Origin of the sequence: Desulfonatronum thiodismutans (assembly GCF_000717475.1) — a bacterium.
Lineage (GTDB): Bacteria > Desulfobacterota > Desulfovibrionia > Desulfovibrionales > Desulfonatronaceae > Desulfonatronum > Desulfonatronum thiodismutans.
The window spans coordinates 52,118-75,389 of sequence record NZ_JPIK01000009.1 but is presented as its reverse complement, the minus strand read 5'-3'; the positions used below and the strand labels follow the sequence as shown (position 1 = coordinate 75,389).

The following is a 23,272-nucleotide window of genomic DNA, read 5'->3' as shown; positions in this document are numbered from 1 at the left end:
GGGAGAAGGCATGCAGGAACTTCACGAACTGGTGAACGATTTTTTGGAAATCGACTGGTGGGGACTGGGGACGTCTCTGACGGTGATCGTGGTGGCCCTGGCGTTCGGTTTGATGCTGCACGCAGTGCTGTTTCACCTCTTGCGTAAGGCTGCTCCGGATCATTCAGACAAAATGCTGGCCCTGATTCCCCGGCACATGGCCGCGCCCTCCCGGCTGCTTTTCCCGCTGCTGGTCCTGACAGTGGTCGCGCCGACCCTGGTCATGCCCGGGGAACTGCTGGAGACCTTTCGGCACTTTCTGAGCATGGCCTTCATCATGGCCGTGGCCTGGTCCCTGATCCGTTTCACGGCCTTGCTGCAAGACCTGGTGCTGCGCCGGTTTCAGATCAACATCCGGGACAATCTAAAAGCCCGCAAGATGCACACGCAGCTGGGGATTTTGCGGCGGATTTTGATTTTCGTCATTTCCGTGATCGCCGTCTCCTCCATGCTGATGACCCTGGAAAACGTTCGCCAGATCGGGGTCAGTCTGCTGGCCTCGGCCGGGGTGATCGGCATCATTGCCGGTTTCGCGGCCCAACGCAGCATCGCCACCCTGTTTGCCGGAATCCAGGTGGCCCTGACCCAGCCCATCAGACTGGACGACGTGGTCATCGTGGAAGGGGAGTGGGGGCGAATCGAGGAGATCACCCTGACCTACGTGGTGATTCGGATCTGGGATCAGCGCCGACTGATCGTGCCCATCACCTATTTCATGGAGCGGCCCTTCCAGAACTGGACACGGGTTTCAGCGGACATCCTGGGCACGGTGTTCCTTTACGTGGATTACACCGTGCCGGTGCAGGAGGTGCGCCGGGAGCTGCAACGGATTCTGGAGGACAGCCCGGGCTGGGACGGACGGGTGGCCGGACTGCAAGTCACCGACGCAAAGGAGAGCACCGTGGAACTGCGCGCCCTGATGAGCGCCGAGGACGCCGGCGCGGCCTGGGATCTGCGCTGCCATGTCCGCGAGAAACTGCTGGAGTTCATTCAGCGCGATTATCCCCAGGCCTTGCCCAGGGTCCGGGCCGAAGTGGAAACAGGGGGCAAAGCATGAGCGTTTTGGACTTGCCGGGAATCACCTGCCTCGTGGCCTCCCCGGGAAGCGACCTGCCCGTGACCTTGAATATGATGGGCGTAGGCCTGGATGGGTGCGACCAGGGCACGACCTACGGCGACTATTTCGCGGCCATCGCCCGGATGCTTGCCCGCGACGACCAAGCCGTGCCGCGGATGTTGGCAAGGAGCCTGGATCGCTCGGCCCCACCGGACGAAATCGTGATCCGTGCGGAAAAGCATGGCGCGTTGTACCATCCCGCGAGTCTGGAACTGGTTTGGAGGCAAGGGGCGGAGAACAGGGCCGAGGACGACTTCAGGTTCAGGTTCGCCGCGTTGACCGCGATTTCCCCGCGAGGACGAGACGCCCTGCGCCGGGAAGCCCTGGTTATGGAAAGCCTGGAACGGACTCCTGGCGGGGCGTTCCTGCCCCGGCCCCTGGCCTTCCGGGGTGACGAGACGGTGACCTTTCTGATTGTTCCCTGGTTTTCGGGGTTTCACGAGTTTCATGTCGCCGAGGATGGCGGTTTTTCGCTCTGGGATCACGATCAGGGCATCCGGCGGCTGGGCGCCGAGCAGGTCCGGGAGGTGTTTTTCCAGGTCGGCCGGATTCTAACCCTGTGCCTTGATTCGGTCACCGGGGCCTGCGTTCATCCCTGGAGCCACGCCGCTGGCGACTTCATCGTCCGTTGGGACGAAAAGGGCGTGGCGGTCCGACTGACCACGGTCCGCAATCACGGTCCGTTGATCGAGACGGACAACCCGCTTTCTGCCATGCTGGCCTTTGTCCTGGATCTGGCTCTACGGATGCGCCTGGACCGAGTGGAGGGCGTCGGGGAGTGGGCCTGGTTGGATCAGGAATTGATGCTGGCCGCGCTGTACGGTTTTTACGTCGGCGTAGAGGAGCATGGAAAGGACGCGGGGGTGTTGGGAGGCTTGGCCGAACTGCTGCCTTCCTTTTCCGCCGAGGAACTTCTTGAGGGATATGAATCGATTTTGAGCCTGTTCTCCCGCGCCGAACTGGAGGTCATTTTGCCTCGACTGGAGGTGCATTGCCGCGAGCTGGCCACGGCAATGCACCTTGCCGCAAATCCTACACGTCCAGCAGCATCTCCAGATCATTGCGGGTGATGTTCTTCCAGACGTCCTGGCCGGGGATGATGGATTCGGCCACGTTGCGTTTCTGGTCCTGCAATTTGAGGATTTTTTCCTCCACCGTGTTCTCGCAGATCATCTTGTAAGCAAAGACCTGCTTGGTCTGGCCGATGCGGTGGGTGCGGTCGATGGCCTGGCTTTCCACGGCCGGGTTCCACCAGGGGTCGTAGTGGATGACGTAGTCCGCGGAGGTCAGGTTCAGGCCCGTGCCGCCGGCCTTGAGGGAGATCAGGAACAGGCGGATGGATTCGTCGTTGTTGAACTTGTCCACCTGCTCGAAGCGGTCCTTACTGGAGCCGTCCAGATAGGTGAACGGGATGTCCGTGGTCTGTAGCCAGCCGCGAATGATGTGCAGCATTTGCACGAACTGGGAAAAGACCAGCACCTTGTGGCCGTCCTCCACGATGCCCGTAGTCAGGTCTTTGAAGGCTTCGAACTTGCCGGAGCTGATGTTCGTGCTCACCCCGGGCATGTCCAGACGCAACAGCCGCGGGTGGCAGCAGATCTGGCGCAGTTTGAGCAGAGCGTCAAGGATGGACATCTGGCTCTTGGCCATGCCCTGTTCGTCGATGTTCTTGAGCACCTGATCCTTGAGCTTCCTGGCCACGGCCGAGTACAGTTCCATTTGTTCGTCTTCCAGGGCGCAGTAGTAGACGTTCTCCACCTTGGGCGGCAGATCCTTGGCCACATCGGCCTTCTTGCGGCGCAGGATGAACGGTTTGACCCGCATTCTGAGCTGTTCCAGGGACTCTTCGTCCCCGTCCTTGATCGGCCGGACGAATCCGCTGTGGAAGGCGTGCTGGGAGCCGAGAAATCCGGGCATCAGGAATTCAAACAGGGACCACAGCTCCAGCAGGTTGTTCTCGATGGGCGTGCCCGAGAGACAGAGCCGGAACCGGGCGTTGAGCCGGCGCACGGACCGGGCGGTGATCGTGTTCGGATTCTTGATGTTCTGGGCTTCGTCCAGAATGACGCTGTTGAACTCGTGCTTCATCAGCTCGTCCATGTCCCGGCGCAGCAGGGCGTAGGTAGTGATGACCAGGTCGGATTCCGGGATCTGCTTGAACAGCGGTTCCCGATTGATGCCGTAGATCAACAGCCGCCGCAGATTGGGCAGAAACTTTTTGGCTTCTCGATCCCAGTTGGGCAGCACCGAGGTGGGGACGACGATCAGGTTCGGGCCTTCATGCTTGTTGGAGATCATGTGCTGGATGAAGGCCAGGGTCTGCACGGTCTTGCCCAGTCCCATCTCGTCGGCCAGAATTCCGCCGAAGCCGTACTTGCGCAGAAAGTTCAGGTAGCTCAGCCCTTGGAGCTGATAAGGCCGTAAGTCGGCCTGCAGCTCCTTGGGGGCCTCGATCTGTTCCACGGATTCGAAATCGTGGATTTTCATCCGCAGATCTTGCCAGAAATCGTCCGTGGACGCGCCCGGGATGTCCTCCAGAATTTTGTCCAGAACCGGAGCCTCAAACTGCTTGAACTTGCGTTTGAGCGGCTTGTCCGGATCAATGCCCAGGGTTTCCAGGCGATGCCCCAGGCTCTTCAGCCAGGACTCGGGCAGGCGGGTGTAGGAGCCGTCCTTGAGCTGGACATAGCGCTTGCCCTGGGTCCAGGCCTTCCAGATCTTCTCGATGGGCACTCGTTCGCCGTCGTAATCCACGGAGATGTCCAGGTTGAACCACTTGTCCTCGGCCTTGTCGTCCTGGGTTTCCAGAATGGCGACCACCTCGGGATCGGCCAGCCGGACCTTGTAGCGGTTCAGGCTCTGCTCTCCGAACATCCGGTATTCCTGGACCATCCCGGGATAGGCGTCCAGGAGAAAGGTGATGGCCTCTTCCGGCTCCAGAAACCAGATATCCGGACTGCGGGTCTGAAAATTCATGGAGACCAGCTTGCTGATCAGCGCGGCTTCCTTTTCCTGGTCCCGGCGCATGAGGTAGGCTTTGCCTCCGTGCTGGTAGCTTCCGGTCTGCAGGTCCGGATTCGGAGCGTCCAGAGTGATCTCGCCGTGCTCCGTCATGTAGGTGTTCTGGATTTGCAAGGTCAGGAAGCTGCCCTCTTCGTCCAGGAAGAGCTTCGGGTCGTGGGTGGCCGGGACGAAGATCGGCTGCATCCGTTCCAGGAAATCTTCCTGACCGATAAGGTCCGAGGAGGGGATCTTGGTCCAGACCCGGTCCAGGAATTCGGCGATGTCCCCATGCGGGACAATGGGCTGCTCTTCCACGAGATCCTGAACCAGCCGCGGGTCAAGACCGGTCTGGACGGGCAAGAACTGCTGCCGCCAGCAGACCCAGAGGGGAAACTGACCGTAGAAGTAGAGCTCCTGGCCCGTGATGGAGAACGGAATTTTTCCTTCCCGGCCCAGCAGCAGGTCGAAGTTCAGGCCGTCCTCGGAAAGATGGGGACGGACTTGCAGGCGCAGGGTTTTGCTTTCCACGCGCACCGGCTGGTCCGTGTCCTCCCAGCGCAGATAGTATTCGTTTTTGATCCCCCAGAGAAACCAGGTCAGCAGGCCTTGGGGAATATCCACCCGATGGCCGAAGTATTCCAGATGCTGCCCGATGCGTTCCGCGATTTGAGGCAGTTCCGGAGAGAGTTCGGACCATTCCGGGTTGCGGATCAGCTGTTCCAGGGTGACAGGGACCGTGACCTGGGAGATGCCGGATTTGTTTTGTCTGGCCCGGAAAAAGGCCACCTGCAGGCGCTTGGGTTCAGGATAGAAGCGCATGATGAAGTACTGCTTGCCCGGTTCGGGCTCCACCTCCATGGCGAAAAACTGGCGAAACGTCTTGCGCCACTCGGTCCGGGGCTTGGGCATGTCCTCTTGATTGTCGCTTTGCAAAGAGGCTACAAGATGCAAGGCCGTGGCGGCCACATGCCGACAAACGCCGGAAAACGAATCCGGGCAGTTGCAGAAAAAACTGGCGTTGGGGTCGTTGAGGTTGATGCCCAGTTCCGCGTTGTAGACCTGGAAGTCGTCCGTCTGGAACTGACCGGAGACGTCCCAGTGGTCGTCGATTTTTTTCAAGGAAACCTTGTAGTCCCCTTCCACCGCGATCAACGCCTGTGCGCCGGATGCAATGTACTCAGGGACGTTTTCCTGGATAAACCGTTTCGCGGCTTGCAGCACCTCTGCTTCTTCACCTTTAACCATATCAGATCCAAGCTCCTTCATGATCTTACTTGAATAATTGATCAAGATCCTCGCCATTGAACGATGATCTGATCAGGGTTGGTCCATTTAATCAAAATGAGGGAATGTCGCAAGAGCGGCGAGAGAATTCCCTCCCAATGTGCATGGAGATACAGCGTCGCGACGCTGAACGAGCAGGAGGCTGCTCGGCTATTTTAACGAATCATCCATTCGGAACAAGGCAGAAGAATATTCTGCTTCGTTTTCTGGGGCAGGCAATCCATAATGATCCGTATTCACGAAATTCTGGACAAAGTCTCCGGGTACATGTCTCCGGAAGACATGAACCTGATCCAAAAAGCCTATGTCTTTTCCGCCGCGGCCCATGCCGGGCAGACCCGGCTCTCCGGTGAGCCGTATCTTTTCCATCCCCTGGAGGTGGCCAATTCCCTGGCCGAAATGAAGCTGGACAAGGCGTCCATCGCCGCCGGTCTGCTCCACGACACCGTGGAGGACACCAAGGTCACCATCAAGGAGGTCGCCGCGGAATTTGGCAACGACGTGGCCAAAATCGTCGCCGGGACCACCAAGATCAGCAAGATGAGCTTTCATTCCAAGGAGGAGGCCCAGGCCGAAAATATCCGCAAGATGATCCTGGCCATGGCCGACGACATCCGGGTGCTGATGGTCAAGCTGGCGGATCGCTTGCACAACATGCGCACCCTGGAGTTTCAGAAAAACATCAAGCAGCGCCTGATTGCCAAGGAGACGCTGGATATTTACGCCCCGCTGGCCAACCGGCTCGGGCTGTACCGGGTCAAGGTCCAGTTGGAGGATTTGAGCCTGCGTTATCTTAAGCCGGACATATACCAACAAATCGCCAGCGGCGTCCAGCAGCATCAAAGCGTCGGTCAGGAGTACATCGGCAAGGTCATTTCCATGATCGACGAGTTGCTTGCGGCCAACAAGATTTCCGGGCGGGTCAGAGGGCGGATCAAGCACATCTACAGCATCTATCATAAGATGCTGCAACAAGGGCTGAATCTGGATCAGGTTTACGACCTGATCGCCTTTCGGACCATCGTCGGTTCCATCAAGGACTGCTACGCCGTGCTGGGGCTGGTTCACTCCTTGTGGAAGCCCGTGCCCGGACGGTTCAAAGACTATATCTCCATGCCCAAGAAGAACATGTATCAGAGCCTGCACACTACGGTGTTCGGGCCGGATGGAGAGCGCATCGAGATCCAGATCCGCACCGAGGACATGAACCGGCTGGCTGAATACGGGGTGGCCGCGCATTGGCAGTACAAGGAGGGGGGGAAAGGCAAGGACAAGGACGCGGACCGCTTTTCCTGGCTGCGCCAGATTCTGGATTGGCAGCAGGACCTGGAAAACCCGCGTGAGTTCATGGCTTCCTTGCGTATCGACCTGTTCCAGGACGAGGTCTACGTGTTTACGCCCCGGGGCGACGTCAAGGAACTTCCGGAAGGCGCGACACCGGTGGATTTTGCCTATCTGGTGCATACCGAGGTGGGCAATCACTGTACCGGAGCCCGGGTCAACGGGCGGCTGGTCCCTTTGTCCACCCCGCTGCATAACGGCGACACCGTGGAGATCATTACCGATTCCGGCCGCCATCCCAGCAAGGACTGGCTGAAATTCGTCAAGACCGCCAAGGCCAAGGCCCGGATCAAGCATTGGGTGCGCACCGAGGAACGGGACCGCAGCATCGCCTTTGCCCGCGAAATACTGGAGAAGGAAGGCCGCAAGGTGGGCGTGAACATGGCCAAGGCCATGAAGGACGGCCGGTTCGACAAGGTCGTGGAGGAGCTGTCCTTTAAGACTCCGGAAGACCTCTTGACAGCGGTGGGGTATGCCCGGCTTACCCCCAGACAGGTCCTTAACCGGATGCTGCCTACGGAGCAGAAAACGCCCGAAACAGAGGAGCGTCCCGCTCAGCGGGCGGAACCGGCTAAGTCGACGAAGTCCAAGGGCATCAGCATCAAGGGCGTGGACGACATCCTGGTCCAGTTCGCCAAGTGCTGCAACCCGCTGCCCGGCGACCCCATCGTGGGCTTCATCAGTCGAGGCCGAGGGGCCATCGTGCATACGATGGATTGTCCCAACGTGGGCCACCTGGAGCCGGAGCGGATGCTGGACGTGTACTGGGAAGGGGATCAGAGCAAGCCGTTCCCGGCCAAGATCCGGATCATCTGCAAGAACATTCCAGGCGTCTTGGGCGAAATCAGCACACTTATGGCCGGGGAGGGCGTGAACATCGATTCCGGCTCCTTCCATTCCAGGCCGGACGGTAAGACGGAAATGCTGTTCCAGGTTGAAGTGCGTGATTCTGCGCAACTTTACGGGGTCATCGAGACGATCAGCAAGCTGGATTCGGTGGTCGAGGTGATTCGGCTCACGGAAAAGTGAGCCTGCTTGCGCCCTTACCCTTCCAGTTGATGGACGGCCACCCGCCCCTTCGGCAGATTTTCTTGGGCGATGTCCACCAAGTGTCCGTGATGCGTGAAGAAGATCACCTGGGTGGATGCGGCGAGGTCGGAGAGGAGGTTGAGGGTGGCGGCGCAGCGGTGGTCGTCGAAGTTGACCAGGATGTCATCGGCGATCAGGGGCAGGGGCGGGTTGGTTTGTAGGTAGCGGGTCAGGGCACCCAGGCGCAGGGCCAGAAAAAGCTGGTCCCGCGTGCCTTCGCTGAGTTGGATCATTTCCAGAAGTTGCTCTTCGCCGGAACCTGAAGCGCGGGCGGCCTTGACCACCGGTTCGCCTTTTTCGTCGTAATCGGCCAACAAGCCGCTGAAGGACCCCAGGGTCATGTTCCGGAAAAAACGGGCCGCGGCTTCCAGCACCGGCCCCTGGTTGGCCTCCCGGTAGCGTTCGATTTCCGTGGACAGTACACGTGAAGCCAGACGCAGTCGGACGTACTCCTGAACATCGCCTTGGAGCCGGGCCTTTACGTAACACATCTGCTGATGCACGTCCGCGGCCTGAGAGGAGCCGTCCAGTCCGCGCAACTCCGCGCCGACCCGGCCGATCTCGGCCAGACATGTATCCCGCCGGGCGCCGAGCTCCTCTTTGCGGGTTCGGATGCCTTCCAGTTCAGCGCTCAGTTCGTCGAATCGGTGCTCCCTGGCCGCTGCGATGAATTCGTCCAGCGAATCGCCTCCGGCCAATTCCGACAACCGCTCCTCGATTTTTCGCTCCTCGTCGATCATCCGGGCCTTGGTTCGAGAGGCGCTTTCCCGGGCTTGCAGGTCTTGGGGCGAAGTGATGCCGGCCTCGGCGCAGAGGGCGTCGAGTTCTCGTTCGCTCTCCTGAATGGTCCCGGCAGCGTCGTGCAGTTCCTGCTCCAGGCGACGTTCCTCGTCCCGCAGGGCCTTTTGACGGCGGGCCCGCTCCTGCTCCTGTTCCAGCCGCGCATGCAGTTGGCCGATGATTTCCAGGGCCGACGGCTGATCGTCGTCGGGCGAAGCCGTGGCGAAACTCTCGTCGCCGACGCGTTCCGACAAGGGCGAGAGGGGCGCAACATGGCGCAGAGCCAGGACCTGCTCCGCGAACAGGCAGTGTTCGTCGCGGATGTTTTGAATGCGTTGGCGGGTGTCCGCGAGTCTGATTTGGGCCTGGGCGATTTCTTCCAGGGTCAGGGTCAGGGCAGTTGCCGCTTCCGGGTCGATCCCCTCCGGCAGGCCGGTTGCGAGAATTGTCTTCGTCCATTGCGCGGTCCACGCCTCCATGGCCAGGCCCGCCTTTTCCCGAAGGCGGGCCGCCGTATCCAAGGAGCGATTCAGCTCCTGGAGGCGGTCCTCCATCTCAGCGTGTTCAACGATCTGTTGTTGCAGGTTTTTCAGCGTGTTTCGGGCTCTGGCCAGGACGGCGGCATAGTCCGTTTCAGCCGAGGTCGGATGGCCGAGATGTTGGAGAGCGTGGACCAGTCCAGCGGTCACGGAGTTCCTTTCCGCTTCCATGGCCGCATGGGCGGCCCGGCGCTCCCCAAGTTCCTCAAGCAGTCGGCGCAAACCGAGGACCCTGGTCGACCAAGCCTGCATCTCCCGGGGGGAGAGAGGGGCGATGTTCAGAGGACGCCACAGCTCGACCCACTGTTCCTGAAGATGCGCCCAGTCTTTTTGGAAATCTTCCAGCCGTTCGGCATTGACGCGCAGTTCCTCGTCCAAGCGAGCGGTTTCCCGGCGCAGTTCCATGGCCTGAGCCACGCCGGAGGCGTTGGCGTACAGTTTGTCCGCCAAGTCGTCGGCCATGTCCATGGCGGTTTCAAAACCTTGGGCCAGCGAGGCAGCCGAAGGAACCTGGTCGATGAACGCGGCTTCCCGGTCCGGGTCAACGTTGCCCTGAAGCCAGGCGTTTTGGATCAGTTTCCAGCCAAAATCACGCGTTGTCCTGGCCTGGGTCAGGGCCGCGGGGTCCGGCAGCTCTCCGTGCAGCTCCAGACGCTCCAGCGCGGCGGTCTTTTCCTGGCGGGCCTTTTCCCGGCGGGAGCGGTCCTGTTGAAAAGTTTCGATCCGTTCACGCAGGGATTGGAACTGGTCCGCGAAGCGCTCCGAGGTTTCCGGCATGGGCAGGGCCAAATGTTCCAGATCGGTCAAAGAGCCTTGCCACGGTCCCAGGGACTTCGCTTCCTGGTCCACGCGGCGGGCCAGCTTTTCGACCTCGGACCAGGCTTCGCGCAGACGTATGGTCGGGTTGCCCACTTCCGCGGCCCGATCCAGGGCCGCTTCCAGGGCGAAAAGGTCGGGTCGGGGCGGCAGGTTTTCCAGCCGTTGCCGCAGGTCGGCCGCCGCGGCCTGGGCGTCCAGCTCAACCCGGGCCGTGGAGGCCATGTCCGCCCGCAGGGCCCCGTGCTCCCGGCTCAGAGCATCCATCCGGACCTTAAGTTGTCTGGAAATCGGGGCCGTCCGCTCCCCAGTCGTTGCCTCCGGCCCCAGGGAGCGAATTTTTTCCTGGGTCTGGGCGTGCAGGACGGCATGGTCGGCTTCCAGTTGGCGGGCCTCTTTCAAGGCTTTGCGCAGAGCCGCGGTTTCGCCGTACAGTCGCCGTACGTCCCCGGCCGCGTCCAGCAGTTCCCGGTTGACGTTCCGTTCTCCCAATTCTCGTCGCGCTTGCTGAAGACGAAAGTCCAGGGCATCCCGGTCATGGCGGGCCTTGGCCAGGGTTTGCCGGACCCGGGTTCGGCGCTCGGTGAAGTCCTCGGGCAGCAGAGGCACGTCCGCGATCTCTCCCAGGCGGCGGATCAGGACTTCACGGGGATCAATATGGCGCAGGGCCTCCCGGTATCGTTCCAGGCGAGCCTTGGTCGTGTCCAGGCCAAAGAGTTCGGCTTGCAGTTCCCGCTGCCCGGCCTGGAGCTTTTTGAACTCGCTTTGGAGTTTTTTCCACTGCGTCGGACGAACGGAGAGTTCCCGGAGGCGCTTGGTCAAAGCGGACAGTTCCCCGACATGCTGGTGAATGGCGGAGGTCGGGGCGCGGGGCCGAAACAGCTTGTCGCGGCGGGCCTCCAATTCGGCCAGGATTCCGCGCAGGTCGGCGATGCCCGAGGCCGCGGCGAACAGGGCCTGGCCCAGGTTGCCCTCGGCCCGCAGCAGACCTTCGGCGCCGAGGCGCAGTTTATCCTGATCCAGCCCAAACATCCGGCCGAACATGTCCTGGGAGACTCCGCCCAGCAGCTGGGTCAGCCGGGCCTGATCCACCGCCTGCCCCGCGGCGTCCAGCAGGTCGTTCTTGCGGCGTTTGAAGCGTGTCAGGTCCAGAATTTCGCCGTTGTCCAGCCTCAGGGTCGCGCCCACGCACAGGTTTTTGTTCGGATGCAGATGCGCGTCCGGACTCTGATGCGGAAAACCGAACAGCAGGCAGGTGATGGCCCGCAGGATGGTGCTCTTGCCCGCCTCGTTGGGACCATGGACCAGGTGCAGTCGGTGCTCCGGCCCGCCGAAGCGCAGCTCCTTGTCCGTGAACCCGCCAAAAGCCTTCAGTTTCAAGGTTTCAATGCGCATGGGGAACATCCGGTCGGGATGGGGAGGCGGAAATCGTCGTGAGCATGGGCAGGAGCAGATCCCGGGCATCCCGGATCAGGGCCGCGCGGACCCGAGGGTCGTCCAGATCTGGCGGCTCCACGTCCGTGGTGACGAGTTTGGCCGTCAGATCGCGCAGATCGGCCTTGAAGTCGTCCAGCCCGGCGGGGTCCTCTTCCAGGTCTTTCAGGGCTTGAAGCAGGGCGGCTTGAGGAGTGTCGCCCTCGGCGATGTCCTCGATGTTCACGTCCGGAGTCGTGTCCAGAATCACCTTTTCAACCCAGACTCCGCGGCGGGAGACGTCGGTGGCGGTCAGTCGGATCTGGGCGACGAGCCGGTCCGGGTCGCGCACGGCCTGGGCGTGCAGCGGGGTTTGGCCGTAAAGGCGCAACCGGACGGCGGTCAGGCGGTCGTCCTGTCGGGCCGCGAGCGCGTCGCGCAGCCCGCTGGTCACGGCCAGGCGGAGGTCGTCCAGGTCGCGGGCCCCGGTCAGGTTCAAGTCCAGAAGCATCCAGCGCAGCACGTCCAGGATCACCCGTTCGGTCCGGACCGTGCCGTCCGGATGGACGTCCACCCGGACGCAGCCCTTGGCCCCGGCTTCCCGAATGTGCCGGCCCTGGATGCAGCCGCTGTAGACCACGTGCGGATCGCGGTGGACGATCTCGTGGTCGTGGACGTGGCCCAGTGCCCAGTACTGGTAGCCCTTGGCCGTCAGGTCGTTCAGGGAGCAGGGGGCGTACCTGGCGTGACCGGCTCGTCCGGTCATGGCCGTGTGCAAGAGCCCGATATTGAACAGGTCGGGCAAGGGGGCGGGGTAGGTCGCGGCGAGGTTGTCCAGGATTTCCCGTCCGGCGTAGGAGCGGCCGTGCACGGCCACGGGCAGGTCCGGAGAACGCCAGGTGTCGGCTTTGGTCGAGGACAGAACGTGGACGTTTTCGGGCAGGCGCAAGGAAGCCGTCATGGGGTTGTCCGCGTCGTGGTTGCCCCGGATCATGACCACCTGAATGCCGTGCCCTCCCAGCCGGGACATCTGCTCGGCGAAATGGAGCAGGGTCTGGTAGTCCGGGCAATCGGCGTCGTACACGTCTCCGGCCAGGACGACCAAGGGAACCGCGTTGTCCACGGCGTAGTCCACCAGATTGGCAAGGGCCTGACGGGTCGCTCCCCGGATTTCGTCCACGGGCGCGCCTTCATACCTGGACAATCCATGCAATGGGCTGTCCAGGTGGATGTCGGCGACGTGGAGGAAGGAAAACATGCGAAGGGGTTATGGTTGAAACTGAGCGTATCAGGTCTTCAGGGGGGCTTGTCGGTGTGGAATTGGTTGGGCTGACGCAAATCTATCGCAACGATGCTGGATTGTGGTGACGCAGCCAGTCGCGGAGGGCGCTGTTGATCCGTTGTTGCCAGCCGTCGCCGGTGGCCTGAAAGCACTCGACAATATCCCGGGAAAGGAGGAGGTTGACGACACGGGGAGAGGTGTCAGCCGGGCGTTGATAGTTTGTCAGCGTTTCACGCAATTCCTGAGGCAAAACATTTTCCGGCGAACCGAAGGACTGAAAGTCTTCAGCCGTAAGTTCCCGGACTTCACCTTCATGATCGGTCATTGGCAATGGCTTTTCCATATGCTTTTGCCTCTCTTTCATTTGCCTTACGCATGCTGATTATCCTGATTCCCCCAATTATTGGAGTAAAGCAGACCACGTGCAATCGACCGCCCAGGTAGCCCACGGCGATGAATCGGCGCTCAGGATATTGATTTCGAACGTCTTCGGCAAACACCGCGTCGGCCCACTCGAACTTGGCGGCGAGATCGAAGGGAATATCTCGCTCTTGGGCATTTTTAGCGGACTTCGCGGGGTCAAAGTCAATTCGCATTCGTCTGCTTCGTCAATTCGAATAAAGTATCGAAAATCATCCCTTGACGCTGGGATCCGTCTTGGCTCTGGCCCACCAGGTGAGCAGGCCCAGGGTGAAAAAGGCGCCGGGGGGCATGATCATGATGGTCCAGGAGTGCCACCAGAGATCCCTGGCCGGGAGGGGGAAGCCGAGGATGGTTCCGAAGCCCAGGGGTTCGCGGATCAGGGCGATGGCGATGAGCACGAAGGAGTAGCCCAGGCCGGTGGCCAGACCGTCCAGGAGCGAGGGCCAGGGACGGTTCTGGCTGGCAAAGGCCTCGGCCCGGCCCATGATGATGCAGTTGGTGATGATCAGACCCACGTAGGGGCCGATGAAGCGGTGAATGTCCGGGGCTCCGGCCCGGATCATGATGTCCACCATCATCACGAAGCTCGCGATGATCAACACCTGGACCATCATCCGGATGCGCTTGGGAATGTAGTTGCGCAGGATGGAGACGGTCAGGTTGGACATGGCGGTGGTGAAGATCACCCCGGCGCACATCAGCAGGGTGTTGGTCAGCAGGTTGGTCACGGCCAGGGCCGAGCAGATGCCCAGGACTTGGCGGTAGACCGGATTTTCCGACCAGATGCCTTTCTCGAAAATGGTTTTGGATGTCTCGGCCATGGCTTAGCCCTCGGAGTCGTCGGCGTGCAAGGCGTCCTGCGAGGCTTCCAGGTAGGCCTCTCGAAACCGGTGCAATTCGTTGTTCAGCATGTCCATCAGCGCCTGGGAAGTCCCCGTGGCACCGGTGATGGCGTCGACACGGTTGGGAGCGTTGGGGTCCAGGGCCTGGCCGATGATCACCCGTCGGTCCCGAGGACGATCCCAGGCGATGCTCAGGCCCTGAAACTGTTCGAGAAACCAGTCCTCTTCGATCCGTCCTCCCAGGCCCGGAGTTTCCGCGTGCTGGAGAAAACGGATGTTGCGCACGGTGGTCAGATCCGGGCTGAGCACGATAATGCCGCGAATCAGATCCCAGACCCCCTGACCCTGGAAGATGAAGCCCACGTCCGCCTGGTCCTCGGCGTCCGTTATCCGCTCGAAGACCGTCCAGGTACGCTGGTCCGAGGGCAAGGCCTTTTCCCGGATATGTTCCTGGACAGCAGCTGCAAAGGCTTCCGCGTCCCGACCTTCGACGCTCAGTTCAAAGGCCTGGGCGATGGTCCGGTTGCGGTGGAGTTGTTCGTTGCGGGCCAGCATGTCTTTGGTGCCGTGATGGACCAGGGAGACGCCGGCACCGAAAAAAACACTGATGGCCAGCATGAACCCGAGAACATAGGGCAGGGAGTCTTTTTTCATGCCTTCGCCTCTCCTGCCGGCGTGGCTTTCGGCTTGGGAGCGGGCGCTGTAAAACGCTTGATCCACAGATCCAGCGACGGAGCGATCATGTTCCCAAGGAGGATGGAAAAAGCGACGGCCCCGTAAAAAATGCCGTAGGAGCGGAAAAAGACGATCATCATCCCGATGAACAGGCCGTAGATCCACTGCGACTTGGGCAGCTTCGGGGCGCTGACCGGCTCGGTGACCATGAACACGGCGGCGTAGAGCAGGGCCCCGGAGAACAGCGTGAAATGCAGGGGAGGTACAGCCTCCACGTCCAGACCGTAGCGGAGGAAAAGGCACAACGCGCTCGCGCCAAGGATCGGCGGAATCATCAACCGCCATTGGGCCGTCCTGGTGTACAGCAGATAGGCCGCGCCGAGCAAAATGGCCGCGGCGCTGGCCTCACCCATGGAGCCGGCTCCCATAAGCAAGGTCTGCTCTCCGGCATCAAAAAAAACGCCGATGGCACCGGTGAACAGGTCCAGGAAGCCGATTTCGTAATCAAAGTTCTTGTGCGCGACCATGGGCGTGGCTGAGGTCATGGCGTCCACGATATTTTGTCCGCTTTGGCGCAGATACTCCGGCAACTCACCCGCCGCGGCCATGCTCCAGTGAGCGAACCCACCGGGAAAATCCCGGAACACGGGAACGAACTGGTTGGTCATCTGCAGGGGGAAGCTCAGCCAGATAAAGGCCCGGCCGACAATGGCCGGATTGAAGACGTTCTTTCCGAAACCGCCGAACAGCTCCTTGCCGAAAAGGATGCCCACGACAATGCCCACGGCAGTGATCCAAAACGGGATGCTCGGCGGCAGGGACAGGGCGTAGAGCGCCCCGGTGACGAAACAGGCCTGGGTGACCTTGCCGCCTCGGCGCGAGGCCATGAACCACTCGGTGAGAAAGGCGAAAAGCATGGACACGGCCAACACGGCCAGTACACGCAGACCGAAGAAATAGGTCGCGGTCACAATCACGGGCAAGAGCGCGTACAGCACTTTGACCATGATTTTTTGTTTTTGGATTTCAGGAAGTTTGATGGGCATTGGAGCAGCGGTTGGGGATCAAGGCAAGGGGCCGGGGCGGAAGGAAACTTCGGAGTTGCCCGGAATCACGTGTTGCTTCCCATTGAGAGATTTGCCTATCAAATCCACCCGGAAAAGAAAACCGTGAATAGCACGGCGAAGACCAGGGAGGGCAGCATGTTGGTGACGTTGATGGTCTTCAGTTCCAGCAGGTTGATGCCGATGCCCATGATCAGCAGGCCTCCGGTGGAGGTGAGCTGGGCGATGATCGGCTCGGTGAACAGGCTCTGGGCCTGCCCGGCCAAAAGGGTGATGCCGCCTTGGTAGAGCAGGATGGCCAGAAAGGAGAACAGAACGCCGATGCCGTAGGTGGAGGCCAGGGGGATGCAGATGAAGCCGTCCAGAATGGACTTGGTCAGCAGGATGGTCCGGTCGCCGCGGATGCCTTCGTCGATGGAGCCGAGAATGGCCATGGACCCGATGCAGAAAAGCAGGGAGGCGGTGACGAAGCCGTCCGTGAACCGGGCGTCCTTGGAGCCGAGGCGATGCTTAAGGGCGTTGCCCGCCGCGGTCAGCCGGTCGTCCAGGCGGATGAGCTGGCCGCAGAGCGCGCCGCAGAGCATGGAAAAGACCAGGATCAGGATATTGGTGAAGCTCAGGGCCATGTGCAGGCCGATAACCAATACGCAGAGCCCGATGGAATGGTAGACCAGGGTCCGGTAGCGGTCCGAAAACCGTCCTCCGAGCATCAGGCCGAGAAGGCTGCCGAGGATGATGGCCCCGGCGTTGATCAGGGTTCCGATGGGCATGGCCGCGTTGTCTACCGCGAAGGGCCGCGGAAAACAATCGAGAACTCTCCCGGGTTGCGAGAGGGCTGCTTCGGGTGAAAGCTATTTGTCGCCGGATTGTTCAATGCGTTGACCGATGGAGAATGCCGGGCCAAGGTACTCACCGAGCCCGTGATAAGTGCGGATCACGGGGCCGAAGGCCACGGGGCGGAGTTTGTCCAGGTCCGGCAGGCCGTCCGGACCGAGCACGGCTTGGTCGGCCTTGATGTCCAGAATTTCACCGATGAACATGGTATGCAGTCCCAGTTCCACAGTCTGGAGCAGTCTGCACTCCGCGGCCAGGGCGAACTCCTGAATGTAGGGCGCGTCCACCAGGGTGCTCTTGACCGGGGTCAGGCCGGTGGCGGCGAACTTGTCCGCGGTTTTGCCCGAAGCGATGCCGCAATAGTCGGCGAGCATGATGTCCTGTTCCGTGGAGACGTTGACCGTGAAGGCCTTGCGGCTGGAGATGCAGTCGTAGGTATAGGTGGCCTTGCGTAGCGAGATGGTCAGGCACGGGGGCTTGGAGCAGCAAACGCCCCCCCAGGCGATGGTCATGATGTTCGGTTTGTCCTGCTGATCATAGGACCCGACGACCCATACCGGAGTCGGGAAAACCAAGGGCTTTGCCCCAAGGGATTGTTTCATGAGGACCTCCTGGATGCGAATGTTTGCGGACGTTTCAGGTAACATGCCTTCAAGAACATGCTTACGCGCGTGATCGGCTTGATTAACGCATTCCGGCTGATCTGGAAAGTGTTCAAGGATTGACCCTTTGTGCGTATTTGTGGGAACATCCTGCTTTTGTTTAACTGAGGGCCTTGGGAGGGACTTTGGCTGACCCCAAAGGGGCCGAGATTAACGTTCTCATCACACGGGTGGACCATGGAAAAGCATCTGCTTTTGGCTGTTGGCGACGATCAAAGTTCTTTACAGGCGGTTCGGTTCGTGAGTCATTTTTTTGTCCAAAAGCATGCGGTCCGATTGACCTTGTTGTATGTCGCGCCTCAACCGCCAGCGGTCTATCTGGACGATCGGGACGTCTACCACCGCAAGCGTTGGACCGAGGACTGGAAAAGAGGACAGGAGCATCGCGCCCAGGAATTACTGGATCAGGGTAAGGCCGCGCTGGTGGATTCCGGTTTTTCCGCGAAGCTCCTTTCGACCAAGTTCATTTTCAGCCAGTACGGTTCGGCCAAGGACTTGATCCAGGAATGCGCCAAGGGCAGCTTCGATGCACTGGTGCTGGGGCGTCGCGGGCTTTCCCGGTTCGAGGAGCTGTTCGTGGACAGCGTCACCAAGCGGATCATGAACGAGGAATTGTCCTTTCCGATCTGGGTCTGCCAGCGTCCGGAACGCGGCCGGAAGAACATTCTTGTGGCCGTGGACGGCTCCGAGCCTTGCGTGCAGATTGCCGACCACGTCGGCTTCATCGTTGCTGATCAACCCGAGCAGAGCGTCGTTCTCGTCCATATCCCAAACAGCCAGGTTCCGGAATCCGAGTACCAGGGCTTTTTTGAGCACGCCCTTGCTTCTCTCCTTGAAAACGGGGTTTCCAGGGAAAGAATTCAGACCAAGGTGCTGAGTGGGTCAAGCCCTGCTCTTGCCTTGCAGCAGGAAGCCGATACAGGACGATACGCGGTTGTCGCCTTGGGCCGCACGGGTGCTTCGGGACCGGGCTTTTTTTCCATGGGTTCGGTCAGCAGGACGCTTTTGGCCAAGCTTGAAGGGGCAGCCTTGTGGGTCAGCCCCTCGGTTTGTCGACTCAAAAGCTGATTCGGTTGATTCCTTTGACCCGATGGGCATGGCTCGTTTCATTCTTTTCCGCTCAACCAACACATCCAAAATATTTACCAACACGTCATGACATCTGAAAAAGATACCGCCAAAAAGAATTGGCACTCCTTGGACGCAAAAGAAGTGTTTCGTCTTCTGGAAAGCGAAGAAAACGGACTGAAAGGCTCTGAAGCAACCCATCGTCTGGATCGGTACGGACCGAATGAATTGGCTGTGGCCAAAGGGCGCGGGGCGTTGATGCGGTTTTTGGCCCAGTTCAACAACGTGCTGATCTATCTCCTGCTTGCCGCCGCCGTGATCACCGGTCTGCTGGGTGAGTGGCTGGACATGGGCGTAATTCTCGGCGTCGTCCTGATCAACGCCTTGATCGGATTCGTTCAGGAGGGCAAGGCGGAAAAGTCCCTGGACAGCATTCGCAACATGCTCGCCCCGTCCGCGGTGGTCCTACGCGACGGCAAGAAGCAGGACATCCCGGCCACGAAATTGGTCCCTGGGGACGTGATTTTGCTCAAGCCCGGGGACAAGTTGCCGGCCGACGTTCGGCTTTTCAAGGTCCGTGATCTGCAAATCGAAGAAGCGGCCTTGACCGGTGAGTCGGTTCCCGTGGACAAGGCCGCGGACCCCGTGGAAGAGGACAGCTCCCTGGGAGACCGTTCCGGGATGGGGTTTTCCGGAACCATGGTCACCTACGGCCAGGGCCGAGGCGTTGTCGTGGGTACGGGCAAGGACACGGAGATCGGCCGGATCAGTGAAATGCTCTCGGACGTCCAGTCCCTGACCACTCCGCTGATCAAGCAATTGGGGCGCTTCGGCAACCTGCTCAGCGTAGCCATCATCGGCATGGCCGCGGTGACCTTCGCGTTCGGTTATCTGTTTCAGGGGTTCGCTCCGGGCGAGATGTTCATGGCCGCCGTAGGCTTGGCCGTGGCGGCCATCCCCGAAGGACTGCCGGCCATCGTGACCATCACCCTGGCCATAGGGGTGCAGCGTATGGCCCGGCGCAACGCGATCATTCGCAGTTTGCCCGCGGTGGAGACCCTGGGCTCGGTGACCGTGATCTGCACGGACAAAACCGGCACCCTGACCCGCAATGAAATGACCGTTCAGACCATGCGCACGGCGGACCGCTCCTTGACGGTCTCCGGGGTGGGGTATGCTCCGAAAGGCCATTTTCAGCAGGACGACGCCGAATTCGATCCGCATACGGACGATCAGAACGTGGTGGCACTGCTGCGCTATGGACTGCTCTGCAATGAGGCCGAGGTGGCGGAGGCCGAAGGGCAGTGGAAGGCCCAGGGCGCTCCCACCGAGGCGGCCTTGGTGACAGCGGCGATGAAGGCCGGGCTTGTTCAGAAGGAGGAAAACGAACGTTATCCTCGCGTGGACGTGGTCCCCTTCAGCTCGGAGCACAAGTTCATGGCCACCCTGCATCGTGATCCGGAGGGCGGGGGGCTGATCATTCTCAAGGGCGCACCGGAAAAAGTCCTGGAAGTTTGCGAAAGCCAGCGGACCGGAGAGGATCAGTCCAAACTGGACCCCGATTTTTGGGCTCAGGAAGAGGAACGGATCGCGTCCCGGGGGCAACGCCTGTTGGCCCTGGCGGTGCGTCGGGTGGACGGCAAGGACCGTCTGGCCATGGACGACGTCCGGGACGGGTTCACCATGCTTGGGGTCTTCGGCATAATCGACCCGCCGCGGGACGAAGCCGTGGAGGCCGCGGGCAAGCTGATCGGCGACCGCGAACCCATGCAGGAATGCGACAGTGCCGGGATCAACGTGAAGATGATCACCGGCGACCACGTGGCCACGGCCAAGGCCATCGGCCTCAAATTGGGCATCGGAGACGGCGAAAACGCGCTTTCCGGCAAGGATATTGACGCGATGAGCGACGAAGAGCTTCGAGATCGCGCTCCCGACGTGGACGTGTTCGCCCGGGTCACACCGGAGCACAAGCTGCGTATTGTCACCGCGCTGCAGGCCAGGAACAAGATCGTGGCCATGACCGGCGACGGGGTCAACGACGCCCCGGCCCTGAAACGGGCCGACGTGGGCGTGGCCATGGGCCGGAGCGGCACGGAGGCGGCCAAGGAGGCCTCGGACATGGTCCTGGCGGACGACAATTTCGCCTCCATCGCCAATGCCGTGGAAGAGGGCCGCACGGTCTACGACAATATCAAGAAGGCGATTCTGTTCATCCTGCCCACCAACGGCGGCCAGGCCCTGGTGGTCATAGCCGCGATTTTTCTGGGCCTGGGCATGGCCGACGCGGTGAACGGGTTCAGCCTGCCCATTTCGCCGCCGCAGATCCTCTGGATCAACATGGTCACCGCCGTTTCCCTGGCCCTGGCCCTGGCTTTCGAACCGGCGGAGCGCAACGTGATGCGCCGACCACCTCGCCAGCCGGATGAACCTCTGGTCTCCAGGTTTTTGCTGTGGCGAATTTCCTTTGTTTCCGTGATGCTGACCACCGGCGCCCTGGGCCACTACCTGTATATGCTGGACAGCGGTTCCACCCAGGAACTCGCCGCCACGACGGCTATCAACACCCTTGTGTTCGGGCAGATCTGCTACCTCTTCAACAGTCGCTTCATCCATGAAAGTTCGCTGAACCGGACTGCGTTTTTGGGCAGCTCCGCGGTGTTGTGGTCCATCCTGGTGCTGGTAGTGTTGCAACTGGCCTTCACCTACGCACCTCCGATGCAGTTTCTCTTTCGTACCGAGGGATTGGGTTTAGGAACATGGCTGCGAATTTTCGTTTTCGGCATCGTCCTCTTTTTGCTGGTCGAGGGAGAGAAATTCTTGTGGCGACGTTCCGGGGCCGTCCACTGACCCCGTCAATTGGAACAGTCGTCCGGCTTTTTGAAGACATTTTTCGCTTCAAAGCGGAAGCTGCGCGTGAACGGTCCTCAGGCGCGTCTTTCTTCCGCGCACCATATCAACCCAAGGAGTATGCATCATGACTCGCTACCTGCTCACGTTGGCAACGGCCCTCGTTCTCGGCACGGCCTCTCTCGCCTGGGCCGCCGATCCCATCAAGATCGGCGCGATCCTTTCCGCCACTGGCCCGGCTTCGTTTCTGGGCGAGCCGGAGCGCAACACCCTGCATATGCTCCAGGATCAGATCAACGCCCAGGGTGGGCTGCTGGGCCGCCCTCTGGAAGTGATCATTTATGACGACGAAACCGAGGTGAACAAGGCCGTGTCCGCGGCCAACAGGCTGCTCAGCCGGGATCGGGTGGTTGCGGCCATCGGCGCGACCACCTCCGGCAACACCCTGGCCATCATGCCCAGGTTTTCCTCGGCCCAAATCCCGCTGGTCTCCATGGCCGCGGCGGAGCGGATCGTCAAACCCATCAACCCTTGGGTCTTCAAAACACCCCAGTCCGACCGTCATGCCGTGATCAAAATTCTGGAGCACGCCAAGCTCGAAGAGTTCAGCAATATCGCCATCCTCACGGTCTCGGACGGCTTTGGCCAGGCCGGGCGGGAGGTCTTGCAGGAACTGCTGCCCGCGTACGGAATGAGCCTGGTCGCTGATGAGATCTACGGCCCCCGGGATACGGACATGACCCCGCAATTGACCAAAATCCGTGGGCTGAACCCGGACGCGATCATCGTCTGGGGCACGAACCCCGGTCCGGCGGTCATCGCCCGCAATCGCGTTCAACTGGGCATGCAAACACCCATGTACATGAGCCACGGCGTGGCATCCAAGCGGTTCATCGAGTTGGCCGGAGAGGCGGCCGAGGGGTTGATCCTGCCGGCCGGCCGGCTGGCCGTGGCGGACCAACTGCCCGAGGACCATCCGCAGAAGGCCTTGCTCTTGGAGTACATTCAGGCCTATGAAGCCCGGTTCAACGCCGAGGTGTCCACTTTCGGAGGCTACGCCTACGACGCCTTGATGCTCATCGCCGAGGCCATTACCCAGGCTGGCGAGGCCACGCCCCAGGCCATTCGGGATAACCTGGAAAAAATCAACGGGTTCATCGGCACAGGCGGCATTTTTGAAATGTCCCCCGGAGATCATAACGGGCTGGACGAACGAGCCTTCGTGATGGTCCGGATCACGGACGGTGACTGGGAGCTGCTGGTCGAATAATGGATCTGGGAACTTTCCTGCAATTCCTGGCGGCGGGCCTGACCGTGGGCAGCACCTACGGTCTGGCCGCCTTGGGATTCACGATCATCTTCAACACCACGGGCATCATCAACTTCGCCCAGGGCGAGTTCGTGATGCTGGGCGGCCTGCTGGCCGTGGTCTTCATGCACTGGTTGGCCCCAGGCCTTCCCGCCGCGGTAGTTCTGGCCGTGCTGGCCACCACCCTGGTGGGGCTGGTCATGGAGCGCCTGACCATCAGACCGGTCCAGCACACCTCGGTGATCAACCTGATCATCGTGACCATCGGCGTGTCCATCACCATCCGCGGGCTGATGATGCTGCTCTGGGGCAAGGACACCTACGTGCTCCCGGCCTTTTCCGGCACCACGCCCATTCCGCTCCTTGGCGCGACCATTGCCCCGCAAAGTCTGTGGATTCTGGGCATCACCCTGCTGGTGCTGGCGGCGATGCGCTACTTCTTCAGCCGAACCATCTTCGGCCGGGCCATGCTGGCCTGCTCCTTCGAGCCCAAGGCTGCCCGGCTGATGGGCATCAGCGTGGAACGGATGGTCATGGCCTCGTTCATGCTTTCGGCCTTCGTGGGCGCGGTGGGCGGGGTCATCCTCACCCCCCTGACCATGACCTCCTACGACGTGGGCGTGCTTTTGGGCCTGAAGGGGTTCGCCGCCTGCATCCTGGGAGGTCTGGGCAACCCCTTCGGCGCGGCGGCCGGGGGGCTTCTCCTGGGTGTTCTGGAAGCCTTCGGCGCAGGCCTGATCTCCTCGGCCTACAAGGACGCCATCGCCTTCGTGGTCATCCTGGCCATCCTGCTCTGGCGGCCTTCCGGGCTGTTCGGGGCCCCGGACACGGAGCGGGTGTAG

17 protein-coding genes are annotated in these 23,272 nt (G+C 60.9%); 7 read left to right on the top strand and 10 right to left on the bottom strand.

Annotated features, from left to right (window positions below):
* The first annotated feature begins 10 nt into the window (after positions 1–10).
* Positions 11–1,096 carry a mechanosensitive ion channel family protein gene (locus GY33_RS0107060; protein ID WP_200874847.1) on the top strand — a complete coding sequence of 362 codons (1,086 nt, stop codon included), beginning with the start codon at positions 11–13 and terminating at the stop codon, positions 1,094–1,096.
* Positions 1,093–2,226 carry a hypothetical protein gene (locus GY33_RS0107055; RefSeq protein WP_051822386.1) on the top strand — a complete coding sequence of 378 codons (1,134 nt, stop codon included), beginning with the start codon at positions 1,093–1,095 and terminating at the stop codon, positions 2,224–2,226. The genes GY33_RS0107060 and GY33_RS0107055 overlap by 4 nt, the downstream gene beginning before the upstream one ends.
* Here the strand turns inward: GY33_RS0107055 and GY33_RS0107050 are convergent.
* Positions 2,189–5,404, bottom strand: a complete 3,216-nt coding sequence (locus GY33_RS0107050; protein ID WP_031386660.1) for a DEAD/DEAH box helicase — start codon at positions 5,402–5,404, stop codon at positions 2,189–2,191. The genes GY33_RS0107055 and GY33_RS0107050 overlap by 38 nt on opposite strands.
* A 264-nt stretch (positions 5,405–5,668) precedes the next feature.
* Here GY33_RS0107050 and GY33_RS0107045 point away from each other — a divergent pair, with 264 nt between their 5' ends.
* Complete coding sequence (locus GY33_RS0107045) at positions 5,669–7,813, top strand: RelA/SpoT family protein (RefSeq protein WP_031386659.1); 2,145 nt, start codon at positions 5,669–5,671, stop codon at positions 7,811–7,813.
* Between the two features lie 14 nt (positions 7,814–7,827).
* On the opposite strand, the gene GY33_RS0107040 is transcribed toward GY33_RS0107045, so the two are convergent.
* The 9 genes from GY33_RS0107040 to GY33_RS0107000 form a co-directional block, all read right to left on the bottom strand.
* Positions 7,828–11,403, bottom strand: a complete 3,576-nt coding sequence (locus GY33_RS0107040; RefSeq protein WP_031386658.1) for a YhaN family protein — start codon at positions 11,401–11,403, stop codon at positions 7,828–7,830.
* Positions 11,393–12,679, bottom strand: a complete 1,287-nt coding sequence (locus GY33_RS0107035; RefSeq protein WP_035271523.1) for a metallophosphoesterase family protein — start codon at positions 12,677–12,679, stop codon at positions 11,393–11,395. Before GY33_RS0107035 ends, GY33_RS0107040 begins: the two co-directional genes overlap by 11 nt.
* 82 nt (positions 12,680–12,761) lie before the next feature.
* Positions 12,762–13,028, bottom strand: coding sequence for a BrnA antitoxin family protein (locus GY33_RS0107030; protein ID WP_200874846.1), 267 nt, complete (start codon positions 13,026–13,028; stop codon positions 12,762–12,764).
* The gene (locus GY33_RS0107025) at positions 13,015–13,299 is read right to left on the bottom strand and encodes a BrnT family toxin (protein WP_031386655.1); all 285 of its coding nucleotides are present in this window, start codon (positions 13,297–13,299) and stop codon (positions 13,015–13,017) included. The genes GY33_RS0107030 and GY33_RS0107025 overlap by 14 nt, the downstream gene beginning before the upstream one ends.
* Before the next feature lie 36 nt (positions 13,300–13,335).
* Positions 13,336–13,947, bottom strand: coding sequence for an electron transport complex subunit RsxE (gene rsxE, locus GY33_RS0107020; RefSeq protein ID WP_031386654.1), 612 nt, complete (start codon positions 13,945–13,947; stop codon positions 13,336–13,338).
* Positions 13,948–13,950: 3 nt separating this feature from the next.
* Complete coding sequence (locus tag GY33_RS19695) at positions 13,951–14,622, bottom strand: FMN-binding protein (protein ID WP_051822385.1); 672 nt, start codon at positions 14,620–14,622, stop codon at positions 13,951–13,953.
* Positions 14,619–15,689: an RnfABCDGE type electron transport complex subunit D gene (locus tag GY33_RS0107010; RefSeq protein ID WP_035271522.1), complete on the bottom strand. Its 1,071-nt coding sequence runs from the start codon at positions 15,687–15,689 to the stop codon at positions 14,619–14,621. Before GY33_RS0107010 ends, GY33_RS19695 begins: the two co-directional genes overlap by 4 nt.
* Positions 15,690–15,787: 98 nt before the next feature.
* Positions 15,788–16,477: a DUF554 domain-containing protein gene (locus tag GY33_RS0107005; RefSeq protein WP_031386651.1), complete on the bottom strand. Its 690-nt coding sequence runs from the start codon at positions 16,475–16,477 to the stop codon at positions 15,788–15,790.
* Between the two features lie 81 nt (positions 16,478–16,558).
* Positions 16,559–17,143: a flavin reductase family protein gene (locus GY33_RS0107000; protein ID WP_031386650.1), complete on the bottom strand. Its 585-nt coding sequence runs from the start codon at positions 17,141–17,143 to the stop codon at positions 16,559–16,561.
* Positions 17,144–17,380: 237 nt separating this feature from the next.
* On the opposite strand from GY33_RS0107000, the gene GY33_RS0106995 reads away from it, so the two are divergent.
* The 4 genes from GY33_RS0106995 (at position 17,381) to GY33_RS0106980 (ending at position 23,272) form a co-directional block, all read left to right on the top strand.
* Complete coding sequence (locus GY33_RS0106995) at positions 17,381–18,271, top strand: universal stress protein (protein ID WP_031386649.1); 891 nt, start codon at positions 17,381–17,383, stop codon at positions 18,269–18,271.
* Positions 18,272–18,358: 87 nt separating this feature from the next.
* Positions 18,359–21,121, top strand: a complete 2,763-nt coding sequence (locus GY33_RS0106990; RefSeq protein ID WP_031386648.1) for a cation-transporting P-type ATPase — start codon at positions 18,359–18,361, stop codon at positions 21,119–21,121.
* A 127-nt stretch (positions 21,122–21,248) separates the two neighbouring features.
* The gene (locus GY33_RS0106985; protein ID WP_031386647.1) at positions 21,249–22,391 is read left to right on the top strand and encodes an ABC transporter substrate-binding protein; all 1,143 of its coding nucleotides are present in this window, start codon (positions 21,249–21,251) and stop codon (positions 22,389–22,391) included.
* Positions 22,391–23,272 carry a branched-chain amino acid ABC transporter permease gene (locus GY33_RS0106980; RefSeq protein WP_031386646.1) on the top strand — a complete coding sequence of 294 codons (882 nt, stop codon included), beginning with the start codon at positions 22,391–22,393 and terminating at the stop codon, positions 23,270–23,272. Before GY33_RS0106985 ends, GY33_RS0106980 begins: the two co-directional genes overlap by 1 nt.

Bases quoted from the DNA above. Each gene is read 5' to 3' on its own strand.
- GY33_RS0107060 (WP_200874847.1), top strand. From the start codon at position 11: ATGCAGGAACTTCACGAACTGGTGAACGATTTTTTGGAAATCGACTGG.
- GY33_RS0107040 (WP_031386658.1), bottom strand. From the start codon at position 11,403: ATGCGCATTGAAACCTTGAAACTGAAGGCTTTTGGCGGGTTCACGGAC.
- rsxE (WP_031386654.1), bottom strand. From the start codon at position 13,947: ATGGCCGAGACATCCAAAACCATTTTCGAGAAAGGCATCTGGTCGGAA.
- GY33_RS0106980 (WP_031386646.1), top strand. From the start codon at position 22,391: ATGGATCTGGGAACTTTCCTGCAATTCCTGGCGGCGGGCCTGACCGTG.
- GY33_RS0107045 (WP_031386659.1), top strand. From the start codon at position 5,669: ATGATCCGTATTCACGAAATTCTGGACAAAGTCTCCGGGTACATGTCT.
- GY33_RS0107030 (WP_200874846.1), bottom strand. From the start codon at position 13,028: ATGACCGATCATGAAGGTGAAGTCCGGGAACTTACGGCTGAAGACTTT.
- GY33_RS0107010 (WP_035271522.1), bottom strand. From the start codon at position 15,689: ATGCCCATCAAACTTCCTGAAATCCAAAAACAAAAAATCATGGTCAAA.
- GY33_RS0106985 (WP_031386647.1), top strand. From the start codon at position 21,249: ATGACTCGCTACCTGCTCACGTTGGCAACGGCCCTCGTTCTCGGCACG.
- GY33_RS19695 (WP_051822385.1), bottom strand. From the start codon at position 14,622: ATGAAAAAAGACTCCCTGCCCTATGTTCTCGGGTTCATGCTGGCCATC.
- GY33_RS0107005 (WP_031386651.1), bottom strand. From the start codon at position 16,477: ATGCCCATCGGAACCCTGATCAACGCCGGGGCCATCATCCTCGGCAGC.
- GY33_RS0106995 (WP_031386649.1), top strand. From the start codon at position 17,381: ATGGAAAAGCATCTGCTTTTGGCTGTTGGCGACGATCAAAGTTCTTTA.
- GY33_RS0107025 (WP_031386655.1), bottom strand. From the start codon at position 13,299: ATGCGAATTGACTTTGACCCCGCGAAGTCCGCTAAAAATGCCCAAGAG.
- GY33_RS0107035 (WP_035271523.1), bottom strand. From the start codon at position 12,679: ATGTTTTCCTTCCTCCACGTCGCCGACATCCACCTGGACAGCCCATTG.
- GY33_RS0107050 (WP_031386660.1), bottom strand. From the start codon at position 5,404: ATGGTTAAAGGTGAAGAAGCAGAGGTGCTGCAAGCCGCGAAACGGTTT.
- GY33_RS0107000 (WP_031386650.1), bottom strand. From the start codon at position 17,143: ATGAAACAATCCCTTGGGGCAAAGCCCTTGGTTTTCCCGACTCCGGTA.
- GY33_RS0107055 (WP_051822386.1), top strand. From the start codon at position 1,093: ATGAGCGTTTTGGACTTGCCGGGAATCACCTGCCTCGTGGCCTCCCCG.
- GY33_RS0106990 (WP_031386648.1), top strand. From the start codon at position 18,359: ATGACATCTGAAAAAGATACCGCCAAAAAGAATTGGCACTCCTTGGAC.